This window comes from Candidatus Eremiobacteraceae bacterium (assembly GCA_036511855.1).
In the GTDB taxonomy this organism is placed as follows: Bacteria; Vulcanimicrobiota; Vulcanimicrobiia; order Eremiobacterales; family Eremiobacteraceae; genus JABCYQ01.
In genome coordinates, this window is the sequence record DATCBN010000050.1 from 38,967 (window position 1) to 64,792 (window position 25,826).

Annotated in this window: 25 protein-coding genes; 7 read left to right on the top strand and 18 right to left on the bottom strand. The window is 63.1% G+C overall.

The features are described 5' to 3' along the window. Positions 1-7: 7 nt before the first annotated feature. Entirely contained in the window at positions 8-214 is a 207-nt protein-coding gene (gene csrA / locus VII69_07545) for a carbon storage regulator CsrA (GenBank protein HEY5094949.1), read from the bottom strand. 95 nt (positions 215-309) lie between these two features. Then, on the bottom strand, positions 310-582 hold the full coding sequence (locus VII69_07550) for a hypothetical protein (GenBank protein HEY5094950.1): 273 nt from the start codon (positions 580-582) through the stop codon (positions 310-312). A 179-nt stretch (positions 583-761) separates the two neighbouring features. On the opposite strand from VII69_07550, the gene VII69_07555 reads away from it, so the two are divergent. Both VII69_07555 and VII69_07560 read left to right on the top strand, forming a co-directional pair. Continuing rightward, the gene (locus VII69_07555) at positions 762-1,262 is read left to right on the top strand and encodes a TlpA disulfide reductase family protein (GenBank protein ID HEY5094951.1); all 501 of its coding nucleotides are present in this window, start codon (positions 762-764) and stop codon (positions 1,260-1,262) included. After that, complete coding sequence (locus VII69_07560) at positions 1,259-2,848, top strand: long-chain-fatty-acid--CoA ligase (GenBank protein ID HEY5094952.1); 1,590 nt, start codon at positions 1,259-1,261, stop codon at positions 2,846-2,848. Before VII69_07555 ends, VII69_07560 begins: the two co-directional genes overlap by 4 nt. Here the strand turns inward: VII69_07560 and VII69_07565 are convergent. Both VII69_07565 and VII69_07570 read right to left on the bottom strand, forming a co-directional pair. Next, positions 2,845-3,621, bottom strand: a complete 777-nt coding sequence (locus tag VII69_07565) for an ABC transporter permease (GenBank protein HEY5094953.1) — start codon at positions 3,619-3,621, stop codon at positions 2,845-2,847. The genes VII69_07560 and VII69_07565 overlap by 4 nt on opposite strands. Then, positions 3,618-4,541: an ABC transporter ATP-binding protein gene (locus VII69_07570; protein ID HEY5094954.1), complete on the bottom strand. Its 924-nt coding sequence runs from the start codon at positions 4,539-4,541 to the stop codon at positions 3,618-3,620. Before VII69_07570 ends, VII69_07565 begins: the two co-directional genes overlap by 4 nt. A 219-nt stretch (positions 4,542-4,760) precedes the next feature. Between VII69_07570 and VII69_07575 the strand changes: the two genes are divergently transcribed. After that, positions 4,761-6,212 carry a hypothetical protein gene (locus tag VII69_07575; protein ID HEY5094955.1) on the top strand — a complete coding sequence of 484 codons (1,452 nt, stop codon included), beginning with the start codon at positions 4,761-4,763 and terminating at the stop codon, positions 6,210-6,212. Position 6,213: 1 nt separating this feature from the next. On the opposite strand, the gene VII69_07580 is transcribed toward VII69_07575, so the two are convergent. Continuing rightward, positions 6,214-7,362, bottom strand: coding sequence for an aminotransferase class V-fold PLP-dependent enzyme (locus VII69_07580; protein ID HEY5094956.1), 1,149 nt, complete (start codon positions 7,360-7,362; stop codon positions 6,214-6,216). Between the two features lie 88 nt (positions 7,363-7,450). Here VII69_07580 and VII69_07585 point away from each other — a divergent pair, with 88 nt between their 5' ends. Then, positions 7,451-8,239 (top strand): CAP domain-containing protein, encoded by a 789-nt coding sequence (locus tag VII69_07585; GenBank protein HEY5094957.1) that lies wholly within the window; start codon positions 7,451-7,453, stop codon positions 8,237-8,239. A 6-nt stretch (positions 8,240-8,245) separates the two neighbouring features. Here the strand turns inward: VII69_07585 and VII69_07590 are convergent, their stop codons facing one another. Next, positions 8,246-9,874 carry a peptide ABC transporter substrate-binding protein gene (locus tag VII69_07590; protein ID HEY5094958.1) on the bottom strand — a complete coding sequence of 543 codons (1,629 nt, stop codon included), beginning with the start codon at positions 9,872-9,874 and terminating at the stop codon, positions 8,246-8,248. A 109-nt stretch (positions 9,875-9,983) separates the two neighbouring features. Here VII69_07590 and VII69_07595 point away from each other — a divergent pair, with 109 nt between their 5' ends. Genes VII69_07595 through VII69_07605 form a run of 3 tightly spaced genes read left to right on the top strand, consistent with a single transcriptional unit; the run spans position 9,984 to position 12,231 of the window. Then, entirely contained in the window at positions 9,984-10,871 is an 888-nt protein-coding gene (locus VII69_07595; protein ID HEY5094959.1) for a 3-hydroxybutyryl-CoA dehydrogenase, read from the top strand. Positions 10,872-10,924: 53 nt separating this feature from the next. Further along, positions 10,925-11,389, top strand: a complete 465-nt coding sequence (locus VII69_07600) for an SCP2 sterol-binding domain-containing protein (protein ID HEY5094960.1) — start codon at positions 10,925-10,927, stop codon at positions 11,387-11,389. 56 nt (positions 11,390-11,445) lie between these two features. Beyond that, positions 11,446-12,231, top strand: a complete 786-nt coding sequence (locus VII69_07605) for an enoyl-CoA hydratase-related protein (GenBank protein ID HEY5094961.1) — start codon at positions 11,446-11,448, stop codon at positions 12,229-12,231. A 9-nt stretch (positions 12,232-12,240) separates the two neighbouring features. Here the strand turns inward: VII69_07605 and VII69_07610 are convergent, their stop codons facing one another. The 12 genes from VII69_07610 to VII69_07665 all read right to left on the bottom strand — a co-directional run bounded on the left by VII69_07610 (position 12,241) and on the right by VII69_07665 (position 25,813). After that, positions 12,241-13,146, bottom strand: a complete 906-nt coding sequence (locus VII69_07610; GenBank protein ID HEY5094962.1) for an RDD family protein — start codon at positions 13,144-13,146, stop codon at positions 12,241-12,243. Then, the gene (locus tag VII69_07615) at positions 13,146-14,342 is read right to left on the bottom strand and encodes an acetyl-CoA C-acetyltransferase (GenBank protein ID HEY5094963.1); all 1,197 of its coding nucleotides are present in this window, start codon (positions 14,340-14,342) and stop codon (positions 13,146-13,148) included. Before VII69_07615 ends, VII69_07610 begins: the two co-directional genes overlap by 1 nt. Before the next feature lie 64 nt (positions 14,343-14,406). Further along, complete coding sequence (locus VII69_07620; protein HEY5094964.1) at positions 14,407-14,799, bottom strand: RidA family protein; 393 nt, start codon at positions 14,797-14,799, stop codon at positions 14,407-14,409. Positions 14,800-14,814: 15 nt separating this feature from the next. Continuing rightward, the gene (locus tag VII69_07625) at positions 14,815-16,068 is read right to left on the bottom strand and encodes a hypothetical protein (protein HEY5094965.1); all 1,254 of its coding nucleotides are present in this window, start codon (positions 16,066-16,068) and stop codon (positions 14,815-14,817) included. Then, the gene (locus tag VII69_07630) at positions 16,065-17,267 is read right to left on the bottom strand and encodes a hypothetical protein (GenBank protein ID HEY5094966.1); all 1,203 of its coding nucleotides are present in this window, start codon (positions 17,265-17,267) and stop codon (positions 16,065-16,067) included. The genes VII69_07625 and VII69_07630 overlap by 4 nt, the downstream gene beginning before the upstream one ends. Before the next feature lie 79 nt (positions 17,268-17,346). Next, entirely contained in the window at positions 17,347-18,408 is a 1,062-nt protein-coding gene (locus tag VII69_07635; GenBank protein ID HEY5094967.1) for a 3-isopropylmalate dehydrogenase, read from the bottom strand. A gap of 85 nt (positions 18,409-18,493) precedes the next feature. Then, on the bottom strand, positions 18,494-19,003 hold the full coding sequence (locus tag VII69_07640; GenBank protein HEY5094968.1) for a 3-isopropylmalate dehydratase small subunit: 510 nt from the start codon (positions 19,001-19,003) through the stop codon (positions 18,494-18,496). Beyond that, positions 19,000-20,274 (bottom strand): 3-isopropylmalate dehydratase large subunit, encoded by a 1,275-nt coding sequence (gene leuC / locus VII69_07645; GenBank protein HEY5094969.1) that lies wholly within the window; start codon positions 20,272-20,274, stop codon positions 19,000-19,002. The genes VII69_07640 and leuC overlap by 4 nt, the downstream gene beginning before the upstream one ends. Positions 20,275-20,389: 115 nt before the next feature. Then, positions 20,390-21,256, bottom strand: coding sequence for a hypothetical protein (locus VII69_07650; GenBank protein ID HEY5094970.1), 867 nt, complete (start codon positions 21,254-21,256; stop codon positions 20,390-20,392). A 144-nt stretch (positions 21,257-21,400) separates the two neighbouring features. Continuing rightward, on the bottom strand, positions 21,401-22,789 hold the full coding sequence (locus tag VII69_07655) for an APC family permease (protein HEY5094971.1): 1,389 nt from the start codon (positions 22,787-22,789) through the stop codon (positions 21,401-21,403). Positions 22,790-22,928: 139 nt separating this feature from the next. Then, the gene (locus tag VII69_07660; GenBank protein ID HEY5094972.1) at positions 22,929-24,392 is read right to left on the bottom strand and encodes a S8 family serine peptidase; all 1,464 of its coding nucleotides are present in this window, start codon (positions 24,390-24,392) and stop codon (positions 22,929-22,931) included. Between the two features lie 179 nt (positions 24,393-24,571). Continuing rightward, positions 24,572-25,813 (bottom strand): competence/damage-inducible protein A, encoded by a 1,242-nt coding sequence (locus VII69_07665; protein ID HEY5094973.1) that lies wholly within the window; start codon positions 25,811-25,813, stop codon positions 24,572-24,574. Positions 25,814-25,826 lie beyond the last annotated feature (13 nt).

Consider the following 25,826-nt stretch of genomic DNA (forward strand, 5'->3'; position numbering starts at 1 on the left):
GCGGCGGTCAGCCGATTCCGGCCGGTTCGCGCAACGAGTCCAGCTTGACTATGTTCGCAGTGCGCTCGCGAAGAACTTCTGACCGGTGAACGGGAATCGAGCGCGGCGCGGTGATGCCGACTTTCACCTGATCGCCGCCGACCGCGACGATGGTGATCCTGATATCGTCGCCGATGACGATCTCTTGGTTGAGCTTGCGAGTCAATACAAGCATGTCGTTCACCGAGAAGCGTGAGCGCCGAATGGGATTCAGGCGTTCCACCGCTGAGCGGCGGCATCCTTTGAAAAGTTTCCGATTGCCGGAAATTGTCAGTCGGCTATGAGATTTGCGGCGAGCCGGCCCAACAATGCGTCGACGATTTCGGTGCTGGAGATATAATAACTGCCCGAGCGGATCTTGTGCCGGAGGTCGTGGACGACGATATCGCGCTGTTCGGGCAATAGTTCGAACTGTCGCCGGAAGACGTCTGGAGCCGCGAAGGTCATGCCTTTTGTAGCTATGGACATGCGGCTATCGAGGTGCGCATCGTAGCGAACGTAGGCATCCAGGACGGCTCGGACCTGGCGCGCGGATATCTTCATGTTCGTGATACCATCGGCTGCGCGTGAACGTTAGTAAAGGGAGGACCCATCACATGCGGCTAAGACCGTCCCGTATTTGATGGGTGGATTCTCGAAGATGAGCGCGCGGCGCGCGTTCTTGTGAATCGGGTCACCAAATCCCCGCCGCTGAACCGTTCTTGAGGGACTGATTGGATCGCATGAAACTCAACCGCTTGATCGCCGCGCTCCTGTTCTCGCTGGCCGCGCTCGCCCCGATGGCTGCGGCGGCGGACGTACCGCTCGCCGTCGGCAAAGCTGCCCCGGCCATCGATCTCGAAACGCTCGCCGGAAAGAAGTTCTCGCTCGCACAATTCAAGGGCAAACCCGTCTACGTCAACTTTTTCGCGAGCTGGTGCCAACCGTGCAAACTTGAATTGCCGTTCATCGTCAAGCAATATCCGGCGCTCAAGGCTAAGGCGGTTTTCTTGGGCATCGACGAACTCGAATCGCCGACGCAAGTCGCGCCGTTCGCAAAACAGATGCGCATCACGTATCCGATCCTCATCGACCCCGGTGCCGTCGGCTCGGAATATCAGATAGACACGCTGCCCAAGAGCGTCTTCATCGATCGAGACGGCGTCGTGCAGGCGATTTGGCGTGGCTTCATCACCCCCGCGATGTTCAAGAAGAATATGGATCTCATCACGGCACCTAAGTGAAGGTGCCCCTGGTCGTCACCGACTTCATCGACCGGGCGCGGAACCTCTACGGCGATGCGGACGCGGTATCGTGCGGTGGCGAACGGTTGACCTACGGCCGGCTCGCCGAGCGCATCGACCGCGCATCGGCGGCCTTCACGAAGTTGGGCGTCGTCCGCGGCGACGTCGTCGCGTTCGTCTCGTTCAATTGTCACCGGCTGCTCGAAGGCTACTTCGCAGTTCCTCAGATGGGCGCCATCCTTCTGCCCATCAATATCCGCCTTACGCCCGGCGACATCGCCTACATCCTGGCGGATGCCGGCGCGACGACTGCAGTGGTGGACCGCGCGCTCTTGGGATTGATCGCGCCGGTCGCGGAGCGCCTGCCAAAGCTTCGGACGATCGTCTTGATGGGCGGCGATCCCCGAATTCCGACGGCGCTCGGCGGCGAAGACTACGAATCGATGCTCGCAAGCGCGCCTGCGACGTTTGAGCGGCCGGAGTTGGACGAGGACGACGTCGCCGAGCTTTTCTACACGAGTGGCACCACCGCGAGGCCGAAGGGCGTGATGCTGACGAACCGGTCGCTGTATTTGCACGCAATGGGCGCCGTCGTAGGGCTCGGCTGCGATGACCGCATCGTCCAACTGCACAGCATCCCTCTCTTCCACGTCAACGGCTGGGGCACGCCTCATTCCGTGACGATGGTGGGCGGCCGCCACGTCATGTTGCCGCGGTTCGACTCATGCCAAGTCCTCGAGACCATCGAGCGCGAGCGTGTCACCGATATGTTCGTGGTGCCGACGATGGCGCTCGCGTTGCTCGCGGATCCAAGTTGCGCGACGCGCGATCTCAGTTCACTGCGCCGCGTGATGGTGGGCGGCGCGGCCAGCCCGTCGAGCCTCGTGCGCGCGCTCGACGAGCGGCTGCCCGGTTGCGAGGTGACCTGCGGCTACGGTCTATCGGAGACCTCACCGGTGCTGACCATCGCCACGCTGCGGCGCGGCGTCGACGCGTCCGACGACGGCCGCCGCGACAAACGCATGACTGCAGGGCTGCCGATTCCGGGCGTGCGCGTGGAGATAATGGGCGAGAGCGCGACGCTCCTGCCGCATAACGGAGCATCCAGGGGCGAAATAGTTGCTCGCGGCAATTCCGTGATGGCCGGCTATTGGGGTCAAGCCGAAGCGACTCGCGAAGTGATGATCGACGGCTGGTTTCACACCGGCGACATCGGTACGATCGACGCAGAGGGCTATCTGCGTATCGTCGACCGGAAGAAAGACATCATCATCACGGGTGGCGAGAATGTGTCGTCGATCGAGATCGAAAAAGCGGTCTTCGAACATCCCGCCGTCGCCGAATGTGCGGTCATCGCGGCTCCCGACGATCAATGGGGCGAGGTCCCTATGGCCATCGTCGTGCTCAAGCCGGGCATGGAACTCGACGAAGCGGCGCTGATCGCGCACTGCAGGTCGTTGCTCGCGGGATTCAAGGTGCCCCATCGCGTCGCCATTGCGGATGGACCCTTGCCAAAGGGCGGCACCGGCAAGCTACTCAAGCGCGAGCTTCGGGAGCAGTATCTCAAGCCGTCTACCGGCGGCTAGTTTCCTAATCGGCGCCGCAACGCGGCGTGCGGCAGCCAGACGAGCACCGCGATCGCCGCGACGAGCCAGCCTACCTCGGCAAGCGTCGTCCACGTGGCGCTGCCGGTCACAAGCGCTCTGCAGGCGTTGACGGCGTGGTAGAGCGGCGTACACCACGCGATGTCAAACGCCCAGCGCGGCAATTTGTCGAGCGGGAAGAACACGCCGCCGAACATCACCATCGGCGTGGCGATCAGCGCGAAATAATAGAAGAGATGTTCCGGCGTCTTGACGATGAACGCCATGTAGAGCGCCGGTATCGCGAAGAGCACGCCCGTCAAGGCGAGCACCGGCAGACACAAGAGCGCGAGCCACGAATGCACGAGGCCGAGCGACGCGATCACGCCGAGGAAGATCGCGCCGTACAGCGTGGCGCGAAATGCCTGCCAGATGTATTCGCCGGCCGCGATCTCTTCCGGTGCGACCGGTGCCGTGACCATCGATTCATAGACGCCGTTGTTGGTGAGACGTTCGTAGCCGCCCCACGCGGCGTCGAACGTCGCGGAATTGACCGCCGTCAGACCCAGCATGCCGGGCCCGATATACTGCAGCAGCGAACCGTGGACGCCGTACGTGAAGTACGCGCCGAGTCCGTAGCCAAACGCCAGGAAATAGACCAGCGGTTCAATGATGTTGATGGTGACGCTGGACCACGCGTACTTCTGCCACGCCAGCAAGTTGCGGCGGCAGACGCGCCAAGAGTTCTTGCGGAAGAACGCTTCGGCCGGATTCATTCCGCGAGATCCCGTCCGGTGATGTTGAGAAAGACGTCTTCGAGCGTCGCCGGCCGCGCGACATGGCGGGCCGGATCGATCCCTCGCGCAGCGAGCGCCCGGAGCAGCGTGCGGTTGTCGTCGTTGTACAGGTACGCGGTCGAACCGTGCCGTTCGCGGCGCACGATGAGCGCCCCGATATCGCCGTCGCCGGGCACTTCGTCGCCGCCGGCCAGCTCGAGCACGTCGCGCGCTGCATAGATCGAGATGAGTTCGCGCGGCGATCCTTCCGCGAATATGCGTCCCTCGTCCATGATCGCGAGGCGGTCGCACAGGCGGGCGGCTTCGTCCATGTCGTGCGTGGTCAGCACGAGCGTGAGTCCTTGCGCGCGCAGCGCCGACAACATCTCCCACACCATCAAACGCGCCTGCGGGTCCAAGCCGGTGGTCGGTTCGTCGAGGACGAGCATTTCGGGATCGTTCAACAACGCCTTGGCGATCACCAATCTGCGCTGCATCCCACCGGACAGGTCTTTGATGCGCGCATCTTGTTTGCCCTCGAGACTCAAGCGCCGCAGCAGCGAATCGGATCGTGTGCGCGCTGCAACGCGTGCGATGTCGAAAAACGCCGCGTAGGTGAGAAGATTTTCCATCACGGTGAGTTCGGGGTCGAGCGCGTTCTGCTGCGCGACAACGCCGATGCGGCGCTTGATCTCGCCCGCGTGCGCGGACGCGTCGAGTCCGAGTACGTGCAGCCGGCCCGATGTCTTGCCGATCCGGCAATAGACCATCTTCATCGTGGTGGTCTTGCCGGCGCCGTTCACGCCGAGGAAACCAAAGCATTCTTGACGCCTGATTGAGAAATCGATGCCGCGCACCGCCTCAATGGACCCGTATCGTTTTGTCAACTCCGATGCGGTGACGGCGAACGCAAGAGACATGGCCGGCCTGCATTCGTCGCGGGCGCATTTCGTGCCTTGAGCGGTCCATGACCGGGAGGAGAGGCCGCGAGCGCCGGACAATGCGGCGAACGTCGAACGAATGTGACGACAAGAAAGCCGCGATGATCCGCCACCTCTTCCGCTTCAACAAGCAACCGAAACTTCCGCCGCCTTGTCCATGTCGCCCGTTGCAATTGCGCGCGGAGGGCGCACACCTCTATGCCATGTAGCGCGAAAGTCCAGACGCCTCTATCGCCCGCCGACCGAGCGCGTTTCGTCGCCAACAATCTCTCGCCAAACCTCTTCCGAAGCGTCGCAAGTCCGGAAGTTCCGGATCCCGTCAAAACGGCATGGCGCATTTCGCCGGAGCCGTTCCCGCTCAAACCGCAGACCATCGCCGCGTTCGAGACGCTTGGCGCCGACCTGCTCAAATTTTACCGCGCCGTCAACAAGCTCTATTTCCAAAGCGTCCGCGGCACCGCTCCCCGCTTCATATCCGAGTACCTGGAGATCGGAAAACCCGAACACATCGTCAGGCTGCAGCGGCAGAATCGATTCAAGAACGACACCCCGAGCGTCATACGGCCTGACGTCATCCTCACCGACGACGGTTTCATCTCGAGCGAACTCGATTCGGTTCCCGGCGGCCTGGGCTTCGTCGGAGCGATGGGCGAGACGTACTGCGAGCTCGGCTACGATCAGGTCGGAGAATTCGACGGCATCCAGCGCGGCTTTGCCCGCATGGCGATCTCCCTATGCAACGGCAAAGAAAAACCGGTCGTGGCGATCGTCGTGTCTCGCGAATCGAACGACTATCGCGGTGAGATGGACTGGCTCGCGACGGCGGTCACGGCCACGGGTCAGGCTGAGGTCATCACAGTCGCGCCTGAAGATATCGTCTTTACCGAAGAGGCGCTCGTCGTCGATGCGCCCATCGGACGCCGGACCGTCGACGTGCTCTACCGCTTCTTCGAACTTTTTGATTTGCTCAATGTCCCCAAGCAAGAATTGATGCTCTACGCGGCACGCCACAAGCGCGTCACGATCACCGCACCGCCGAAGTCGTTCCTCGAAGAAAAACTGATCTTCGCGCTGTTCCACAATCCCGCGCTCGGCCCGACGTGGCTGCAAGAGCTCGGCGCTGAAACATTCGCTCGCTTGAGCAAGATCTTTCCGCAGACGTGGATCCTGGATCCGAGGCCGTTGCCGCCGCAGGCTGCGATCGCCGGTCTCAATGTCGACGGGCGCCCGCTGCAAGCGTGGAACCAGTTGTACGGTTTGTCGAAGTCCGAACGCCAATTCGTGGTGAAGCCTTCGGGTTTCTCCGAACTGGCGTGGGGAAGCCGCGGCGTGCACGTCGCGAACAATCTCACCCGCGACGAATGGATGGCGGTCATCGACGGCGGCCTGTCCATGTTCGAGAAAACACCGCACATCCTGCAGCGGTTCCATAAAGGACGCCGCGTGCAAGTCAGTTACCTCGACACCGATTCCGGCGAAGTGCGGCCAATGGACGGCCGGGTCCGGCTGTGCCCGTACTATCTCGTCGCCGGCGATGACGCGCACCTGTCGGGCGTGCTCGCAACCATCGCGCCGGCAGACAAGCGTCTGATCCACGGCATGAGCGATGCGGTGATGACCACCGCACGGGTCGCTGAAGAAGGTTATTGAACTAGATCAACACCTCGAGCACGCGGTCCATCTCATCGAGCGTGTTGTAACCGTGCGGTGAGACGCGCACTCCGGTATCGCGAACCGTGACCTGGACCTTTGCGCTGTCCACGCGCGCTTGCTGCTCCTCCACGGTCCGCCCAGGCGGTTTGAGCAGCACGATCCCGGAACGCGTGCCCGCTGCGGTCGAACTCGCGACCTCGATGCCGGCTTCCATCGCTCCGTCGATGAGCCGGCCGGTCAAGCGCAAGACGTGTGCCTCCACCGCATCGAGGCCCGCCGTGGTCAGGATGCGCAGGCTTTCGCGAAACGCGAGCAGCGCGGGATAATTTATCGTGCCGCCCTCGAACCGCGCCGCGTCATCGCTCAGCTCTTGACCGTAGTCCAAAAAACGCATCGGGTCGCGGACCGACCGCCACGAACAAAATGACGGCCGCAGCTTCTCGATGAGTGCACGGCTGACGTAGACGATGCTGAGCGCCTGCGGCGAGAGCAGCCACTTCGCGACGCCGAAGTAGCACAGGTCCACCTTCCACGCGTGGACGTCAAGCGGTAGATGGCCGAATCCTTGAATCGCGTCAAGCGCGAAGAGGATGCCGCGTTCCCGGCACCACGCGCCGATGGCGGCGACGTCGTGGCGATATCCGTCCGAGAAACCCACATAGGATACGGTAACGAGCCGCGTGTGCGACGTCGCAACGCGGTCAAGCGTGTCGACGGTGAGACGCTCGCCGGGCGCACGCAGCAGCTTGACGCGAACACCGCGGTCGCGCAGGTTGAGCCACGGATAGGCATTGGCGCCGAACTCGTTGTCCGTCAGAATGATCTCGTCGCCGGCGCGCCAGTCTATGCCGTTCGCGCCGAGCAGCGCACCGTCCGTTGTGGCGCGCATGAACGCGATCTCGTCCGCATCGGCTCCGATCGCGGCTGCTGTTTCCGCCCGCACTTCGTTTTTGCGCGCTTCGATATTAAGTATTCCGTTGCAGCCCATCGTCATCTGCGCATCCATCGCGGCGACCATGGCATCGCGCGCGGGCGTCGTGAGCGGGCCCACAGCAGCATGATTGCAATACACCCAGTTTTTGCATACCGGAAACAGGGATCGGGCAAGCGGGGGCGAGGTCGCGGTCACCATCGCGGCGTTTAGCATCGAACTGTGATCTCCGTCACCCAGTCATCGTGGTTCTTCGGGCGAATTCGGTTCGATGCGTTGAACAGGGGAGATCGCAGAACCTTTGATGTTAAGACGCACCGTAGTCGCTTTTTGCGCCGCAGTCCTCGCGGCGGGCTTGCTTCTATTTCCCCAGGCCGCTCGCGCCTCCTCAATCCCAACGATTTCGGAAGGCGCACAGGTCCTCGTCGCCGTCGAGCCGCTTCTCGAGACCATGCAGATCCGATATCATTTGGCAGCCGGCCGGCTCTCGATCGGCGATCAAGCATACATCGGGCCGATGGTGATCGACAATGGACTTTATTTCGCCGACCCCCAGGCGATCGCCGCATTTCTCAATCTTCAGATAAGTTATCCCAACGGTGTGATGACTTTTGCGCCGCCCGCCCCGCGAGCCGGCGTCGTCGCCGAAGTTCCCGGCACTGGAGCGCTCGACGCACTTCGCATCCGTCTCCTCGCCCTTTTGAACGCGCACCGCACAGCCACCGGTTTGCCGTCGCTTGCGATCGACACGGTCGCACAGAGCGCGGCGCAGTATCAGGCAAAAGATATGGAGAGCGCGGGGATCATGCGCCATACGGATTCATCCGGACGCAGCCCGATTCAGCGCTTCCAGAGCATCGGCGGCCTCGCTTCGCGATATGGCGAGAACGTCGCCTACTTCGGGCTCGACATAAACGATCTTGAAAACGAGTGGCAAGCCGTCGGCAAGCTCGACGCGATGATGATGGCCGAACAGGCGCCGGACGACGGCCACCGCGAGGCGATACTCAGCCCCGAATACCGCAAGATCGGCATCGGCGTGGCGATCGGCACGAACGGGCTGTATCTCGCAGAAGATTTCGTCGCGCGCTAGCGCCGGCTACTTCACCGTCCACTGCCAAGCGTTCCACTCAGGAATGATGCCGCGCGACGGCGTGTAGCCTCGCAGGTCGTTCGTGACCATTCCGACTCTATCTCGAAAGAACAACGGAAGCCCCGCGACCGCTTCCATCCGTATGCGTTGCACCTCCGCATAGATCTTCTTCCGCTCGGCGCGATCGTTCGTGAACAGGCCTTCTTCTTCCAATCGGTCGAGGTGCTGGTCGCAATAACGCGCGTCGTTCGCGCCTCGCGGCGAGAAATAATCGCAGCCATCGTCGTTGAGGGCGCCGGGGTCGTAGTTGACGCTGAAGCTGTAGCCTGCGAGATCGAAATTTGCGTTCCGGATCGGCCCCGTGAGATTGAAGATCTGATCGTACGGATAGTATTTCATCACGAGGTCGGCGCCGACCACGCGCAGGTCGGACTGCACGAGCGCCGCGACCTGCTGGGTCGCGCCGTCGCCCGCGGTGCCGACGTACACCACGGTGAGACGCTGCGCCCCTTTATACCGAAAACCATCCGCGCTGCGCCGCCAGCCGGCTTGGTCCAACAACGCGTTCGAGCGCGCTGGGTCGTGCGGGTAGCGCGGCACGTCCGGCGTGTACGCCCAACTCCAGTTGGGGATCCACTCGTCGGCAAGTACGCCTGCGCCGTGAAAGACGTCGCGAAGCAGCCGGCCGCGGTCGACCGCGAAGGCGACGGCCCGGCGGACGCGCACGTCGTTGAGCGGCGCGCGCGAGGTGTTCATATCCAATACGCTCAGACGAAGGCTTTGCGAGCGGATCGGGTGCAAGCCGGCGACGGTGCGGAATTGGAGCAGCCGCTGCGGTCCCGCGTCAAAATCGGCGTCTATCTCGCGGGCCAGAAAACCGACCAGCTCGTTTTCCGACGACGGCCGTGATTGGAAGACGATCGTGCGCAGGCCGACGGGTCCACGCCAGTAGTGTGGGTTGGCCACGAACGTGACCGCTCCGCCACGAACCCAGGACTGTACGATGAACGGCCCGGTGCCGATGGGTCGCGAACTGAACGGAGCGTCGTTCAGCTCGCGCAGATTAGCGATGACGTGCGCGGGCATGACTGCGATCGGCCCCTCTTGGATCGCGGCGAAGAAACGCGTGACGAACGGCGCATACGGATGGAGGAGGTGAACGACCGCGGTGTGCGGATCGGACGTATCGATGCTCGCGACCACGGTGTAGCCTTCACGTTCCTGCACGTTGTTCGCCAGGTTGGTCACTTGCCGCCAGGACGCTTCGATATCTTTGGACGTGAAGGGGGCGCCGTCGGACCATGTCACGCCTTTGCGTAAGTGGTACTTCACGATCAGGCCGTCGGCGCTGATGTCGCCGTTGGTCAGCGAGGGCACGCGTTCGCACAACACCGGAATGACGTTGCCCTTATCGTCGAGCTGCACGAGAAATTCCAGCGTGTACCCGGCAAGCTGGTAGACGAAGTCCGCGCCCGAGAGCATGGGATTCAAGGTCGACGGATCGGAGATATCCGAAATGCGCAGCACGCCGGCGGCAGTATCGGACGGTGTGCCGGTTTGCGTCGAAACTTTCGCGCAGCCGGTCGCGAGAATCATGAAGGCAGCGAGCGCGAGCGCGCGCGGCATCGGTGACATGGACAATCTCGTTCCCCACGCCCGGCGACATTTCTTGCGCAGCAGGGCCGGGGCGAGAATAGACGCAAGTTCTCGATGTCACCTCAACATCTGAAAGGGTCAACGGTTCATGGCAGAGATCAAGCGAGTGGGCGTCTGCGGTTGCGGCCTCATGGGATCCGGCATCGCACAAGTCGCGGCCACGGCGGGCTACGACGTCGTCATCTTCGAAACTGTCGAAGCCGCCCTGAACCGCGGCATGTCCGGGATCAAGAAATCGCTCGACAAGTTCGTCGAACGCGGCAAGGCGGGCGACGGGCGCGCGTTTCTTGCCGCGGACCGCGACGCCACGCTCGCACGCCTCAGGACCACCGTCGCCATCGACGACCTCAAAGATTGCGATCTCGTCATCGAAGCGGTGATCGAGAACATGGCCGTCAAGACCGAACTCTTCGCAAAGCTCGACGCGCTGCTCGCCCCTCACGCCATCATCTGCTCGAACACGTCGAGCCTGTGCGTCATCGAGATGGCGGCGGCCACCAAGCGCCCGGCCCTCGTCGCCGGTCTTCATTTCTTCAATCCGGTGCCGCTCATGAAACTCGTCGAAATCGTGAAGACGATCGTGACCAGTCAGGAGACGATCGATACATTATACGCGTTCGCAGCGAAAGTGGGCAAAACGGCGGTGTTGGCGCAAGACACGCCGGGGTTCATCGTCAACCGGCTGCTCGTGCCGTATCTCGTCTATGCGATCCGCATGTTCGAGTCCGGGCTCGCGTCGCGCGAAGATATCGACGAAGGCATGAAGCTCGGATGCGGTCATCCCATGGGTCCGTTGACGCTGCTCGACTTCGTCGGCCTCGACACGACCTATTTCATCGCGCAGATCATGTTCGATGAGTTCAAAGACCCGATGATGGCTCCGCCGCCGCTGCTCAAACGCATGGTGCTCGCCGGCCATCTCGGACGTAAATCGGGTCGCGGGTTCTATGACTATTCGAGTGAGACGCCGAAATAGAGCCGCATGCGGGAGCCATTCAACCGGAACCGGTCCGCCGAGAAGGCACGCCAGTGACAACTCCGAACGACGCCGGCCAAAACGCTGCGCCGATGGAGCTGTTCAGCGCGCCGTGGCTTCATGCATGGCAACGCGAGCTCAACGACAACGCCGCGTATCGCGATGCTGCGGCGCAGTGGGAATGGCCGCTCATCCTCTCGATAACAAGTGAAGGCCAGCAGGGCGGCGCAGCGGGATCGGAGCGCTCGGCGTATCTGGATCTGTGGCACGGTCAATGCCGCGCGGCGCGGCCGGCCGAGCGGGCCGACGAAGAAAGCGCCCGCTTCATAATAAGCGGGTCTATCGCGGTGTGGCGGCAGGTTCTTGACGGCAGGCTTGAAGTCGTCTCAGCCATCATGCTGCGCCGGCTCAGTCTGGATAAAGGCAGCGTGGCAAGTCTCTTGGGATACATCGGCGCGGCAAAAGCGCTTGTGGTCACGGCTGCGGCCCTGGACACCGATTACCCCGAAGGGGTTTGAGCCGCACTTCGTCGGCGGTGACTTTCGCACAATCGGCATTTTGAAGAGGAGAGCCTGTGGCTTACGAGACCATTCTCATCGAGCGCGACGGAGCGGTCGCGACCATCGTGCTCAACAGGCCGAAAGCGCTCAACGCGCTCAATGCCGTCGTTCTCGCCGAATTGGTCAAAGCGTTCGACGAGTTGGAAGCGGACCGAACCGTCCGCGCCGTTGTCATCACCGGATCGGGAGATAAAGCGTTTGCCGCGGGCGCCGATATAGGCGAACTCAACAAGCTCGGCGATCGTGCGGCCGCAACGGCGAAAGCCAATGACGGTCACAAGATCACCGCCAGGATCGAGCACTCGCGCTTGCCCGTCATCATGGCGATCAACGGCTTCGCGCTCGGAGGCGGCCTGGAACTCGCCATGGCCGGAGATATCAGAATCGCGGCGGCCACGGCAAAGCTCGGCCAACCCGAGGTGAACCTTGGCATAATCGCCGGGTTCGGAGGTTCGCAGCGGCTGCCGCGGCTCGTCGGGCCGGGTATGGCATCGTACCTCTTGCTCTCGGGCGAGATGATCACGGCCGACGAAGCAAAACAGGCAAATCTCGTCGATAAAGTCGTGCCTGCGGACCAACTGTCGGCCGAAGCGAAACGGTTAGCCGGCGTCATCGCCTCAAAAGCGCCGCTCGCGATCGCCGCCACCAAGCGGGCGATCCACAAAGGCATGCAGATGGACCTGCACGCCGCGCTCGAACTCGAGGCCGACGCCTTCGGAGCCGTCGCCATCTCAAACGATGCAAAAGAAGGCACGGCTGCATTTCTCGAAAAGCGGCCGCCGAATTTCACCGGCACCTAACGTGGTCGCTTAGACTGTATGCGGCCGGCCCGGGTCTGCCGATGGCGTCGGCGTTGGCGTTTGTGCGGGCTCATCGGACGGCGAAGGCCGAAGGTGCGCTATCGTGGGGCTCGGCGATGGCCGCGTCTGCTCGACAAGCGGAGGCGATTGGACTGCCGGCAACTGCAAACCGGCGACCGCGAGCAGTTGGTCTGACAATCGCGCGCCGTCGGCGTTTGCAAACAAGAGCCACGCCGCGCCCACCGCGATGACCCCCGCGGTGAACGTCGCCAACCTGCCGATGCGCGCGTTGGTGACGACCGAGCCTGCCACGAGATCGCCGATGCGCCTGCGAGACGGCGTCACCGTGGCGACGAGAAAGCCGACGGCGGCAAGATCGAGAGGCAGAAAAATGTTTCGGACGAGCGCCCTCGCAAAACCCAAGCGGCTGCCGTCCACGCGTCCGACCCCCAAACCGAACAATCCCTTACCCAACGTCGATCCGAACAGCGCCTCAGCGATCGTCAGATAGGCGAAGATGGACGCGCCGAACGCGATCGCGAAATCGCGCGCGTGAACGGCGAGAAATTGGTCCGGGGCAGGATGCGTGGCATCCACGATCGCGATGAGGCCGAGCCCGATAAGCATCCCGATGCCGGCGAGATCGACGACGAGCGCGAGAAAGCGGCGGACGATGTAGATCCCAACATCGCCAAAGTCGTGACTGACCGGTTGCGCCGACCGGCTTTTGAGGACTGCCGGCTGCGGCGGCGGCGTTTCGACTCGATCCGCGGGCCGCGCGGCCGCCGGCGGTGGCTGCGGCGGACCTGGGTTCGCCGGAGCTTCGGTGTTCGGCCGGTCGATAAGCGCCCCGCACACGCCGCAGAACGCCGTGCGTTCGGCCTGCTGCGCGCCGCAACGGGGGCAAGACGCCATCAGAACGCTTCGACGACGCCGGCGATACCCTGGCCGCCACCGATGCATGCGCTCGCGACGCCGTATTTCTTCTTCCGCCGGCGCAGCTCGTGAAGCAGCGAATACGTGATGCGCGCTCCGCTGGCGCCGAGCGGATGGCCAAGCGCGATGGCTCCGCCGTTCGGGTTGAGAAGGTTCATGTCGAGGTCGAGCTCCCGGACGCACGCCAGCACTTGCGGCGCAAATGCTTCGTTGATCTCTACCACGTCCATCTGAGCGAGTTTCATGCCTGCGCGGTCGACCGCTTGCGGGATAGCGAACGCGGGCCCGATCCCCATGATGTCGGGGTCGACGCCGACGATGCCCCACGACACGAGCCGTCCAAGCGGCTCGAGGCCATCGCGCTCCGCTTGCTCCGCAGTGGTCAGCACGACGGCAGCCGCGCCGTCGGTGATCCCGCTCGCGTTGCCCGGCGTCACCACCCCGTCTTTGACGAACCGCGCCGGCAGCTTCGCGAGTTGCTCCATCGTGACCGTTGGGCGCGGCCCTTCATCCGCGGCGACAATCGTCGGTCCCTTTCGGCCCGGCGCTTCGACGGGCACGATCTCCTCGGCGAAAAATCCGCTCTCGATAGACGCCGCCGCGCCGCGCTGCGATTTGAGGCTGAACTCATCGCTCTCTTGACGGGTGATCTTATACTGACGGGCCAGATTCTCCGCGGTGATCGACATCGGCATGCCGTTGTAGGAGTCGGTCAAACCTTCCCACAGCGCATCCTCGAACTTCGTCTGCTGGCCGAGCGCGAGTCCCCATCGCGCGCCGCGAACCACGTGCGGCGACTGGCTCATGTTCTCCATGCCGCCGGCGAGCACGTAGGTGGCTTCGCCGAGAATGAGCTGTTGGGCGCCGGTCACGATGGCTTGCAGGCCCGAGCCGCACAACCGGTTGACCGTCAGTGCCGAAGCATCGCGGCGCCCGCCAGCTTTAAGACCGACATGACGCGCGCCGTAGATGGCGTCGGCGCTGCTTTGGATCACGTTGCCGAAGATGAACTGGTCGATCTTTTCGGCCGCCACCTTCGAGCGTTCGAGTGCGCCCTTCGCGGCGGCCACGCCGAGATCGATGGCGCTGACGTCTCGCAAGACGCCGCCAAAGTTGCCGAACGCCGTGCGGGCGCCGTTGACGATGACGATTTCGGGTCTGCCGTTGCGTGCCATGAAGTCCGTGATGCTCCTTTTCGATTGACAGGCGTCACGTTCGGCGCGGCGCCCCTGCGTTCCGTCAGTCGCCGGCGCGTGTCACCGCATCCGCTTCGATCTCGACCAGCAATCGAGGATCGATGAGCTTCACCACCTGCACCATCGTGGCCGCCGGACGGATGTCGCGAAAGAACTCGCCGTGGGCCCGGCCGATCGCGTCCGCGTGGGCCATGTCCGTGACGAATATGCGCGTGCGCACGACATCGCGCATCGAAGCGCCCGCTTCCGTCAGGGCAGCTTCGATTTTGTCGAGCACCGCTTTGGCTTGCGCGTACGGATCGTCTGGGCCGATCACGGCGCCGGTCTCATCGACGGCGGTCGTGCCGGCCACGTAGACGTTGTCGCCGGCGCGGACGGCACGCGAATAGCCAAAGGCGCGCTCCCACGACGTGCCCGTTGAGACGATCTTCCTCAATAACGTAGGACCCCTCTAGAGACGAACGCTGGCGCCTCGCATCCGCGCCGTCACGGTCGCGACCTTGCGGCGTCCAAAGCGTCGCGCCATCGATTCCCAGAGATCGCGGATCACGCCTGCCGACGCGGCCGCACCATCCCAGATCGCCGGCACCGGATCGCGCCACGACCACAGCGCGGAGCGCGCCGGCGGCATGAACTCCAAAGCGGTGACGAATACTTCTTGCAGCCGGCTCGTGCCGACGAGTCGCCGGTGCGCCTCGCCGCCCACAGCGCCGAGACGACGAATCACACCGCCAGTCCAGCGCGAGCGAACGCCGACGCGATAGCTGCCGGGGATATTTGGATCTTGTCCGTGCGCGAGGCGCCACTCGTATGCAGGGTAGTCAAATCCGGATTGCATCGCGAGCGCAAGACAGCCCCAATACCGGCCGTTCAATTCGAGGAACGTGCAGCGCCGCGTCGATCGATCGCGCATGAACTCGACCATCGCGATGCCTTCCCAGCGCAGCGCCCGCAACATCGAGACGGTTCTTGCGAAGAGCTCATCATCGAGCTTTTCGGACTCCACGACGCAGCTGACGCCGCCGGTGGTCGGAAGCTCTCGACGACTTCGATACTGGAATGGGGCAAGCACTTGGCCACCCCGGACGATGACCACAAGCCCGACGCCTTCGCCCCCGTCGTAGTCTTGAAGAATGGTCTCCGCGCCCATCGACGGATAAGCCAGATAGTCCGCTCGGAGGGCTTCAAACGAGAAGTAGTGGCGGATCTTGAAATCGCCGGCGACCGCTGCGCTGCGCCGTTTGGCGATGACCGGAAAAAGTATTTCGCCACGAAGTTCGTCAAGCTCGGCGACCGTGCCAGCGATATACGAACGCGGCAGTTCGATGCCGCACGCGCTCGCAGCTTCGAAGGTGCGGCGCTTTTCGAACGCGCCGCGCATGACGTCGGGCGGCGGACAACCGGGATAGACGAGTTTGGCCAAACGTTCGTAGTGATCGCCGATGCCGCCCATGGCGAGATCGGATCCGGGGAAGATCGCGTCGATGCTCTCCGACTCGATGAGCGATGTCAGCGCGGTGATGAAAGCGGCGCCGTCCGCCGGATGGGGCAAGCGCACGGTGCGCAGGACTGCATTCGATCCAAGCGCGCTGTTTTTCGGCGAGAACGTACCCACGATGCACGGCACGCCGAGCCCATGCAGCGACCTCGCGATGGGTACCGCGACGCGCGGCGCGGCGCCGAGGACGAGCGTCGTCTTTGTCATGCGAGTGTACGCCAGCGCGGCCCGCGCACCGCATACCAAAGCTCGTAGATGGCCGGCAACGGGTCCGAGGCCGACCACGGCGCGATGTGTATCCGCGCATCGAAGTCGGCGACGAAGCGGAGGGTTTCGCGCCACTTCGAGAACTTGGTCAAGCCCTTGGTACCCGATCCGTTGAATATCCCGCGCAGGCGGGCCACGTCGCCGGCAAGCCACCTGACGCGAACGCCGCTCGGGTATGTCGCAGGAATCGCAGGCTCGATGCCGCGCGTCAACTGCCAGTGATAAAAGGGCAGGTCCAGACCACACGCGAGCGCTGACGTCAGCGCTCCCCAGTTTCGGCCGTTCACCTCAAGGAGCCAGAGGTCGCCCGTCACACGATCGTGGCGGAATTCGACGCAGCACATGCCGTTCCACTCGACGGCGCGCAGGATCGCGAGCGCCTGCGCGGTGATCGCGGGATCGGGCGGCTCGGAGATATACGACACGCCGACGCCGCCGCTCGCCGGCAGTTCCGTCAAACGCCGGTGCTGGAATACGGAGAGCGCCGAACCACGATCCATCAGGACCGCGAATAAGAGACCGTCGCCGCCGACGTATTCCTGCAGCAAGACGTTCGGCAAGAATGCGGGATCGGCAGCCGATCGTCCGCGGAGGTCGTCAAACGTTCGGAAATAGGCGACCTTGAATCCCACGAGATGATGGCGGCTCTTGCCTTTCGCGATGAGCGGAAACTTCAAGCTCGACCGCATCGCGTCGAGCTCAGCGAGGTCCCTCACGACATACGACTCGGGAACCCGAACACCACATCCGCGCGCGAGTGCGACCGTCTGCGACTTGTCCAGCACGCGGTCGACGATGTGCGGCGGCGGACACATGAGCGTGGTCCGTTCCCGCAGTGCCGCATCGATGGGCCCGACGGCGACCAACGCTCGATCGCTGAGCGGAAGGACCGCGCTGTAGCGATGCTTCTCGACGAGCTTCAGCAGAGCCGAGGCGAACTCAGGCTGACTCGTCGCGCAATTGGGAAGACCGTATGTGGCGCGGACCGCGCGCGACCGCACGCGTTTCTCGGCAGCGCCGATCGTGGCGAAATCCACGGCGATGCCGCGCCTGTGCAAAGACCGCGCAGCCGGCACGGCGATGCGAACCGACTCGATTCCAACCGCCAAGACGGCGTCCGATTGCGTCATATTCTCCATGGTAGCAGCGGCGGCTGCAGCCGCGCTTTCCCCGTAGCGTATGACCCGATTCGCGCCGGGCTGTTACGGGACCGTGGGCCTAGGATGCGAGTGTCGAAGCTACCAAGTCGCCGATTTCGTTCGTCTTGAGACCGCTCGAAGCGTCGAGGGAGGGAATGCGCTTGGTGGCCAGGAGCGACGCGATAGTCGCCTCGATGGCGTCGGCCGCTTGCTTCTCACCGAGGTAGTCGAGCATCATGCCCACTGCGGCGATCGCGGCGACGGGGCTCACGACGTTCTTGCCCTTGTATTTAGGCGCTGAGCCGTGGATGGGCTCGAACAGTGAGACCTTGCCGGGGTGGATATTCCCCGACGCGGCCACGCCCATGCCGCCTTGGATCATGGCGCCCAGATCGGTGATGATATCGCCGAAAAGATTCGGCGCCACCATCACGTCGAACGACTCAGGATTCTTCACCATCCACATGCACGCCGCGTCGATGTAGGCGAAATCGTACTCGATGTCTTTATATTCTTGGCCGACTTCCTCCACAGTGCGGCGCCACAACTGCTGTATCTCGATGGCGTTGGCCTTGTCCACGAGCGTCAGCTTCTTCTTCTTGGCCCGCGCGCGCGAGAGATCGAACGCGTAGCGCACCGCCCGCTCGACGCCCTTTCGGGTGAATATCTGATTGCCGATCACGACCTCGTCTGGCGTGCCCTTCTTGAAGTGGCCGCCGATCCCGGTGTAGAGATCCTCGGTGTTCTCCCGGACCACGACCATGTCGATGTCTTCCGGTTTTTTGTCCTTGAGCGGGCAGAGATGCTCGGCGTACAACTTGATAGGTCGCAGATTGATGTACAGATCGAGGCCAAAGCGCGTGGCGGCGATCACGCCGCGCTCGACGAGGCCGGCCGGCAGACGCGGATCGCCGATGGCGCCGAGCAGAATCGCGTCCATCGTTCGAAATTCGTCGAGCTGGCCGTCGGGCATGAACTCTTTGGTGGCCAAATAGTGGTCGGCGCCGAACGGGTAGACCTTGGTCGAGTACGAGAAATTGAAAAGTTCCGCCGCTTTGGCGAGAACTTTAAGTCCTTCGTCGACTACTTCAGGACCGACGCCGTCGCCGGGGATGACGGCAATGGTGTAGGTTTTTGCCACGCGTCTGTACCCTCAGTTCTTTTGTAGGGGCCGACCGTATTAGGGCAAGCATCGCTTGCCCATTGGGTGAGCGTTGCTCACCCTACTATTTAACGGAAGATTTCTCGACGAGCCGTTTTTCCACGTAGCGCAAGAGACCGCCCATCGCGATGAGCTCGCGCATGAACGGCGGCATCTGCGTGGCTTTATAATTCTTTCCGGTGGTCTCGTTCGTGATCATACCGTTCACCGCGTCAACTGTGATCGTGTCACCGTCGGAGATCCCGTCCACGCCTTCGACGCACTCGAAGATCGGCAAACCGGTGTTGATCGCGTTGCGATAGAATATCCGGGCGAACGATTTCGCCACGACGCCGGACACGCCGGCGCCTTTGAGCGCCACCGCGGCCACTTCACGCGACGAACCGCATCCGAAATTCGTGTCGGCCACGATGAGGTCGCCGGGCTTCACCTTCTTCACGAAATTTGTGTCGAGGTCTTCGAGCGCGTGTTTGCCCAATTCGACGGGATCGATGAGATTGCAATAGCGGCCCGGGATGATGACGTCCGTATCGACGTTCTTGCCGTACTTGTGCGCCGTGCCTTTGAGGATCATGCAGGCACCTTTTCCGTGATCTCTTCGGGCCCGCAGATGTAGCCTGCCACAGCGGAAGCAGCGGCCACGTATGGTCCGGTGAGATAGACTTCGCTCTTCACGTGGCCCATGCGGCCGCGGAAGTTGCGGTTGGTCGTCGAGATGCAGCGTTCGCCGTCCGCGAGGACGCCCATGTGGCCGCCGACGCACGGTCCGCAGGTTGGCGTGGAAACGACGCAGCCCGCCTCGATGAAGGACTCGACGAGACCCTCCTTGATGCATTGCATGTACACTTTTTGGCTGCCGGGGATGACGATGGCGCGCACGGACGGATGGATCTTGCGGCCTTTGAGGATCTCCGCCGCCTGCCGCATGTCTTCTATGCGTCCGTTCGTGCACGTGCCGATCACCGCTTGATGAACGGTGATGTCGTGCAGATCCGACGCGTTGCGCGTGTTGTCGGGCAGCCACGGTATGGCTACCTGAGGCTCGATGTTCGCGCAGTCGATGACGACCGTCTGCGTGTACTCCGCATCCCTGTCGGCGTGGTAGATGGTGTAGTTCTTCTTGCCGACCGCCGCGCAATAGGCTTCAGTGGTGGCATCGACGGGGAAGATGCCGTTTTTGGCGCCCGCTTCGATGGACATGTTCGCCATCGTGAAGCGTCCGCTCATCGACAGCTCTTTGAGAGCGGGGCCGGTGAATTCAAGCGCGGCATACGTGCCGCCGTCCACGCCGAGCTCGTTGATCGCGCGCAGGATCAGGTCTTTGCCCGAGACATATTTGCGGAGGCCGTTTTCGAAGACGATCTTGATCGCGTGCGGCACGCGCAGCCACATCTCTCCGGTGGCGAACGCGGCTGCGATGTCGGTGGATCCCACGCCCGTGGCGAACGCGCCGATGCCGCCGTATGTGGTGGTGTGGCTGTCGCCGCCGATGATCGTCTCGCCCGGTCCGACCATGCCGTTTTCGGGCAGCACGACGTGTTCGATGCCACCGCGTCCGACTTCGAAGTAGTGCTCGATGTCGTGCTCGGTGGCGAAGTCGCGCATCATCTTCGACAAGGTGGCCGTTGCGATGTCCTTGTTCGGGGTGAAGTGACTGGGCACGAGTGCGATCTTCGACCGGTTCCACACTTTGGTCGCGCCTTTTATCTTGCGAAACTCGGTGATCGCCACCGCCGCCGACAGCTCGTTCGCCATCACGAGATCGAGCTCGATGGATATGATGTCGCCCGGCGCCACCGAGCTCTTGCCCGCGTGGGCGGCGAGGATCTTCTCAGTCATGGTCATGGGGCGCGCCATCGCAAAACCTCCGCACGGAAGCCGCTGCTTGCGCCGAGTTGCGTTCGGCGTAAATTTCAGGGGGCTAGGTAGCTGATTCTGCGAGGATGAGGTGGGCGCCTGTTCACTTGCCGGCGTAGGACGTCACATCGAAGTAGAGCTTTTCCGTGGATTTGTCCGTCGAACAGGTCACATCGAACGTGTCGATCCACTTCGCGCCGAGCGCCATGGTCGTCTGCGTGATCACGTTCCAGGTTCCGCCCAACGCGCACCTGAGGCCGTTGATGTACCCATACTCCAGGTCTGTTCCAGCTCCGCTCGTCGCTGCGTTGACGACGATCGCGAGTTCGGGAGTGGATCCGTCGTGGCCGAGGCTGACATCGATCGAAGACGGCGCCGCTATTGACGGCGTGCCCACTTGCTGCGAGACGTTGATGTCGGTTATCAGCCCGCTGTCGAATCCGTAAACCCATCGCACGCCGGCGAGATCGCCATACGCTCGATTGCCGTTGTCCGCAACCGTCACCGGCTGGCCTCGCAACGAAGTCAGTTGATCGACGGTCATGCCGAGCACGACGCCGTATGGATCTGCGAAAGTGGATTTCTTTCCGGTGCGCGTGCTCAAGGTGATGCTCAACGCCCCGCTGTTGCCGAAGATGACCGAGAGCCGCGCGTTGCCGCCGTCCGCATTGTAGCGCCACATCTCGCCGATGTTCACCGGATCGATCTCGAACGGCTTGCCGAGATTTTTCTTCACGGCGGCCGGAGCGTCGCCGAGCGTCACGCTATCGAATGCGTTGAGAACGGGCGTCGGTACGGGCGCCGGGGCCGGCAAGGGCATCGGTGTGGCCGATGTAAGTTCGCCGGGCAATGGCGCTGGTGTCACGGTCGTGTATGGCGTCGTTTGCGGCGCCGGCGACGCGGATGAAGCGTCCGACGGAGCCGGACCATACGCAGCGATCATCGCGGTCAATGCCAGCACCGAGAGCATCCCAGAATCTCCTTCGCTTTGCCGACCCTGTAGGAGGGTGAGCAGCGCTCACCCATTTTTGGGCAAGCGATGCTTGCCCTAGTACGGGTCGCTCACCCATAACCCTATAGTCGTATTATCGGAATGTCAGCGCGTGAAAAACAGTCAGGCCGCGGGTCGCTGCTCGACGGGAACGAGCCGGCGGCGCATGGCCGCCGCGTAGAACAGGCCGGCAACGACGGCCCCCACTGCTAGCCATTGCACGTTGGGAGCCAAGCTCGCGAAGTTGATCGCGAGCAAAGCCACGATGGCCGCGACGCCGAGCAGCGGCAGCACGACTCGGGTGAGATCGGTTGGCCGCGCGCCTTCGCGAAGGAAGTAGGTGGCGCACGCGAGTCCGGTGATGATAAACGTGAGCCCCAGCACAAACGTCTCCGTGTCCAAGACGTAAATCCACTGTGCGTAGACATTGGGCGCGAAGCCCGTCAAGAGCGTGACGACGAGCACACCGACGTTGATGGCGGCGATGCTGATGTGCGGCGTGCCGAATTGCGGATGCACGTCGGTGAGGACGCGCGGGAACAGCCGGTCGCGAGCCATCGAAAACGCGATGCGCGATAGACCGAGTTGTGTGGTCCACAGCGTGGCGCCGGTGGACAGCAGCACGATCACCACCATCACATCGGTGAAGTAGCCGCCGCCTAATTGCGCGGCGACGTAGGCCAGCGTGTCGTCGGCATGGCTGGCAAATGCTTGAAGCGGACCGATGCGCATGAACGCCACCATGCACAACAGCGTCAACGATGTGGTGAAGACCAGCCCGATGAGGCCGCCTTTGCCGGGATCTTTCGAAGTGCCCTTACCTTCCTCAGACGTGCAGCTCGAGACTTCCCAACCGTCGATCACCCAGATGGCCGAGACCATGGCGCCGGCGAATCCCGCCATGCCGAGCGGGCCCAGCGTGAACAGCGATGTGCGAATCGCTGCGTGCTGCGCGACCGGATGCGCGAACGCCAGTCCGACGAACAAGAGCAAGGCGGCGATCTCGAGCCAAAGGAACAGACCCGATGCGTTGGCGGTGGGCTTGACGCCGCCGATCAGCAAGATGCTTGCGCCGACCACCCAGAGGCCGCCGGCCACCGCGACCGCGGCAGGCTGCACCACGAGGCTCGCCGGCACCAGATGGATGTGCGGATCGGAAAGGAGTTCCAGCGTATAGGTTCCCGCCGGAACGACTGCCGCCACAGCGCCGAAGAAGTACGAAAGAACGACGATCCACGCCGAAAACGCGCCGGCAGTGCGGCCGAATACGATGCGCGACCACGCGTAGGTGGAGCCCGCGTCGGGGCGCGCTGCGCACAGGCGATGAAACGAGAGCGCGATGAATGCGACGGGGATGGCGAGCACGAGCAGCGCGAGCGGAGCGCCGGCGCCCGCTGCCGCGATCATGACGCCGAACGTGGTGGCGATGGAATACGCGGGCGCCATGCTGGCCGACGCCAATATCGAAAGATCGCCCAGGCCGAGGACCCGGGCCAAACTGCGCTGGGACATTACTTAGAGGCGCCCGCCGTAAGGCGGGCGTTGTCTTTGTTCACGACGTAACTATACACAAGCACCGCCCCCAGCGCAAGGGACTTTTTTAGTCAGCGCTGGGCGGCGGCCTTAATGTTTGCGACCGGACTCGGACTCCTCAGGGCGACGCGTTCAGAGTCGCCTGAGCGTTTATCCGGCCGCTTCCCTGATGCGGGTCGCTGATCAAATCCGCATGCAGCTTGATCAGGCTGCGCGCATTTTGCGGAGTCAGCGTTAAACCGTCGGCTTCCGCTTTGCTCACCATCAGCGCCGCCAGTCCGGACACGTGCGGTGTGGCCTGAGACGTGCCGGCGAACAGCGCCAAGTCGGGCTGCGGTCCGGTCGCACCGGCGGCGTCTCCGGAGTATAGACCGAGAATCCACTGCAGGTAGTCGGGGCAGCCTGCAGTGCCCGGCGTGCAATTCTGTTGATTCTGGTCGGGGTCGCCGCCTGGCGCCACGACGTCGAGATGCGAGCTGAAGTTGGAGTAGGCCGCGACGTATTCGGTGGCGCCGGCCGGTTGATTGGGGTTACCATGATCGTTCAACGACGTCGCGCCGACCGAGATCACACCCGTCAGAGCCGCCGGAAAATCGATCGCTGTGTAATTGCTGTCGTTGCCCGCAGCGGCCACCACGATGACGCCCGCCGTGAGGGCGTTTGCGACGGCGACGTCTTCGGGTCCGCCCGGATCGTCGGACGGCGAACCGAGACTCAAGTTGATGACGTCCGCGCCATGCGCGACAGCCCAATTGATGCCGTTCGCGATGTCGTTCTCGCCTGCGGATGGATTGTTGCCGTACGGAAAGACGCGCGCTTCGAGAAGATGAACGTTATCGCCCACGCCTGCGACGCCTATGCCGTTATTTGTGACGGCCGCGGCGATGCCGCTCACGTTGGTCCCGTGCCCGTCGCAATCTTCCGGCGACGAGTTGGGGGATCCGGTGACGAAGACCGCCGAAAGGTCGACCTTCGACGCGACGTCGGTGTTGGCTTGATCGTAGCCGGTGTCGATGATGGCGATATGCACGTTCGCCGAGCCTTTGGTGATGTCCCAAGCGCTCGGCATGTTGATCTGGAAAAGCGCCCACTGCTCGATGTTGTCGAAGCGTTGGTCGTTGGGCAAGAATTGCGGATAGCGTACGGCTAATTTGCCGGCTCGGATCACGCCGGTCTGTCCCCGCATCGCGGCAACGGCGTCATCGACATCTTGTCCGACGGGGATGTCGAACACTTGGAATCCGGCGCGATCCATCTGCCCGTCCGGCAACGCACGCAGCGACTGCAGCGCGTTCGAGGTTGCCTGGTGAAAAGTGGAGGACGCGAACCGCACGTAGATCTTGCCGGGAACCCACTTCTGCAGACCGCTCTTCGACATGCTCGCCATGACGTACGTCCGGCCGTCCACGTTGATCGTGCGGCGTGTGGCGGATTGACCGGTGGTGCAGATTCCGGGGCTCACGCTCGGCCTCGGGGTGGGGCCTGGGGTCGTGCTGCCTCCACCGCTGCACGCGGCAAGCGAGACGGCGGCGGCGACTATGAACGAAGCAGAAATGAATTTTGGATTGCGGACGGCGGACATGCAGTTCCCCCTCGTAGCGATTGCATCTTCAATGAATATCATCGGGCCTTCGCCATGAATACGTTACTAGACCCGCTTATGTTCGGGGCCCGGCGGCTTCGCAGCCAAGCGAGAGCCATGTCCCGTTGGTCTATGAATTCGCGCTAGACCGTGCGCATTTCCGCTCCGACTATCAGCGACTAGCGCAAGGCGCGCCAAAGCATGGTGAGCGCTGTGACGACAGCGCGGCGTTGAATCCCGTCGCGCGAGGCGGGCCAGTCCAAGCGCTTGATCGTCATCGAGCCGTCGGGCAGCGCCAGACCGATAAAGACGAGACCCACCGGCTTTTCCGGTGTGCCGCCGTCTGGACCCGCAACGCCGGTGATGGAAATGCCGACGTCCGCGCGCAGCGCTGCTCTCGCGCCAAGCGCCATCGCGCCTGCGACTTCTTCGCTGACGGCTCCATGCCGCTCGATCAAGTCCGGCTCGACGTCGAGCAGGCGGCGCTTCGCCTCGTTGTCATACGCCACCACGCCACCGCGGAAATATGACGATGCTCCGGGTATCGACGTGATCGCCGCCGCAAGCGATCCACCAGTGCACGACTCACCGACCGCGAGCGTCCAGCCGTGCAGGAGAAGCATCTCGCCGGCAACGCTTTCCAACGTGCCGCCGTCCATCGCGTAGACGCAGTCGCCGAGGCGTTCGCGCACGAGCGGCTCGAGCGCGCCGATCATCGTCGCGGCTTCTTCGCGCGTCGCCGCCTTCGCAGTGATTTTCACGTCCACCAAACCGGGATGGGCCAGAACCGCGATGCTCGGATTTTTCTGCTCGCGGAAAAGATCGGCGATGCGCGAGTCGAGATCCGATTCGCCGAGCCCGGCGGTGCGCAGCACGCGCGTCACGAGCACTGCGTTTGGCGCAAAGCGTCGCTCGATCCACGGTATCGCATGATCCTGCAGCATGGGCTGCAACTCGCGCGGCGGACCGGGCAACGCAAGGACCGCACGGCCCTCGCGCTCCACGACAAATCCGGGAGCGCTGCCGTTGGGATTGGGCAACGGCTCGGCGCCCTCCGGAAAATATGCCTGCACCAAATTGTTCTCGGTCATCGGGCGCTTGAGCCGCGAGAACATCGACTCTAGATGACGTAGGCTTTCGGCGTCGCAGACAAGCGGCCGGGAGACCGCTGCTGCGATGGCCTTGCGAGTCATGTCGTCGACGGTTGGGCCGAGCCCACCGGCGCATACGACGATTTCGGCTCGGGCGATCGCCTCGGAGACCGCGGCCGCGATGCTTGCTTCATTGTCGCCGACGGAAGTCTCCCGGCGGACATCGACGCCGATGTCGGCGAGCGCGCGTGCGATAATGGCGGTGTTGGTGTCCACGAGCTGCCCGAGCAGCATCTCGGTGCCGATGGTTATGATCTCAGCGCTTGGCATGCGCGATGATTTA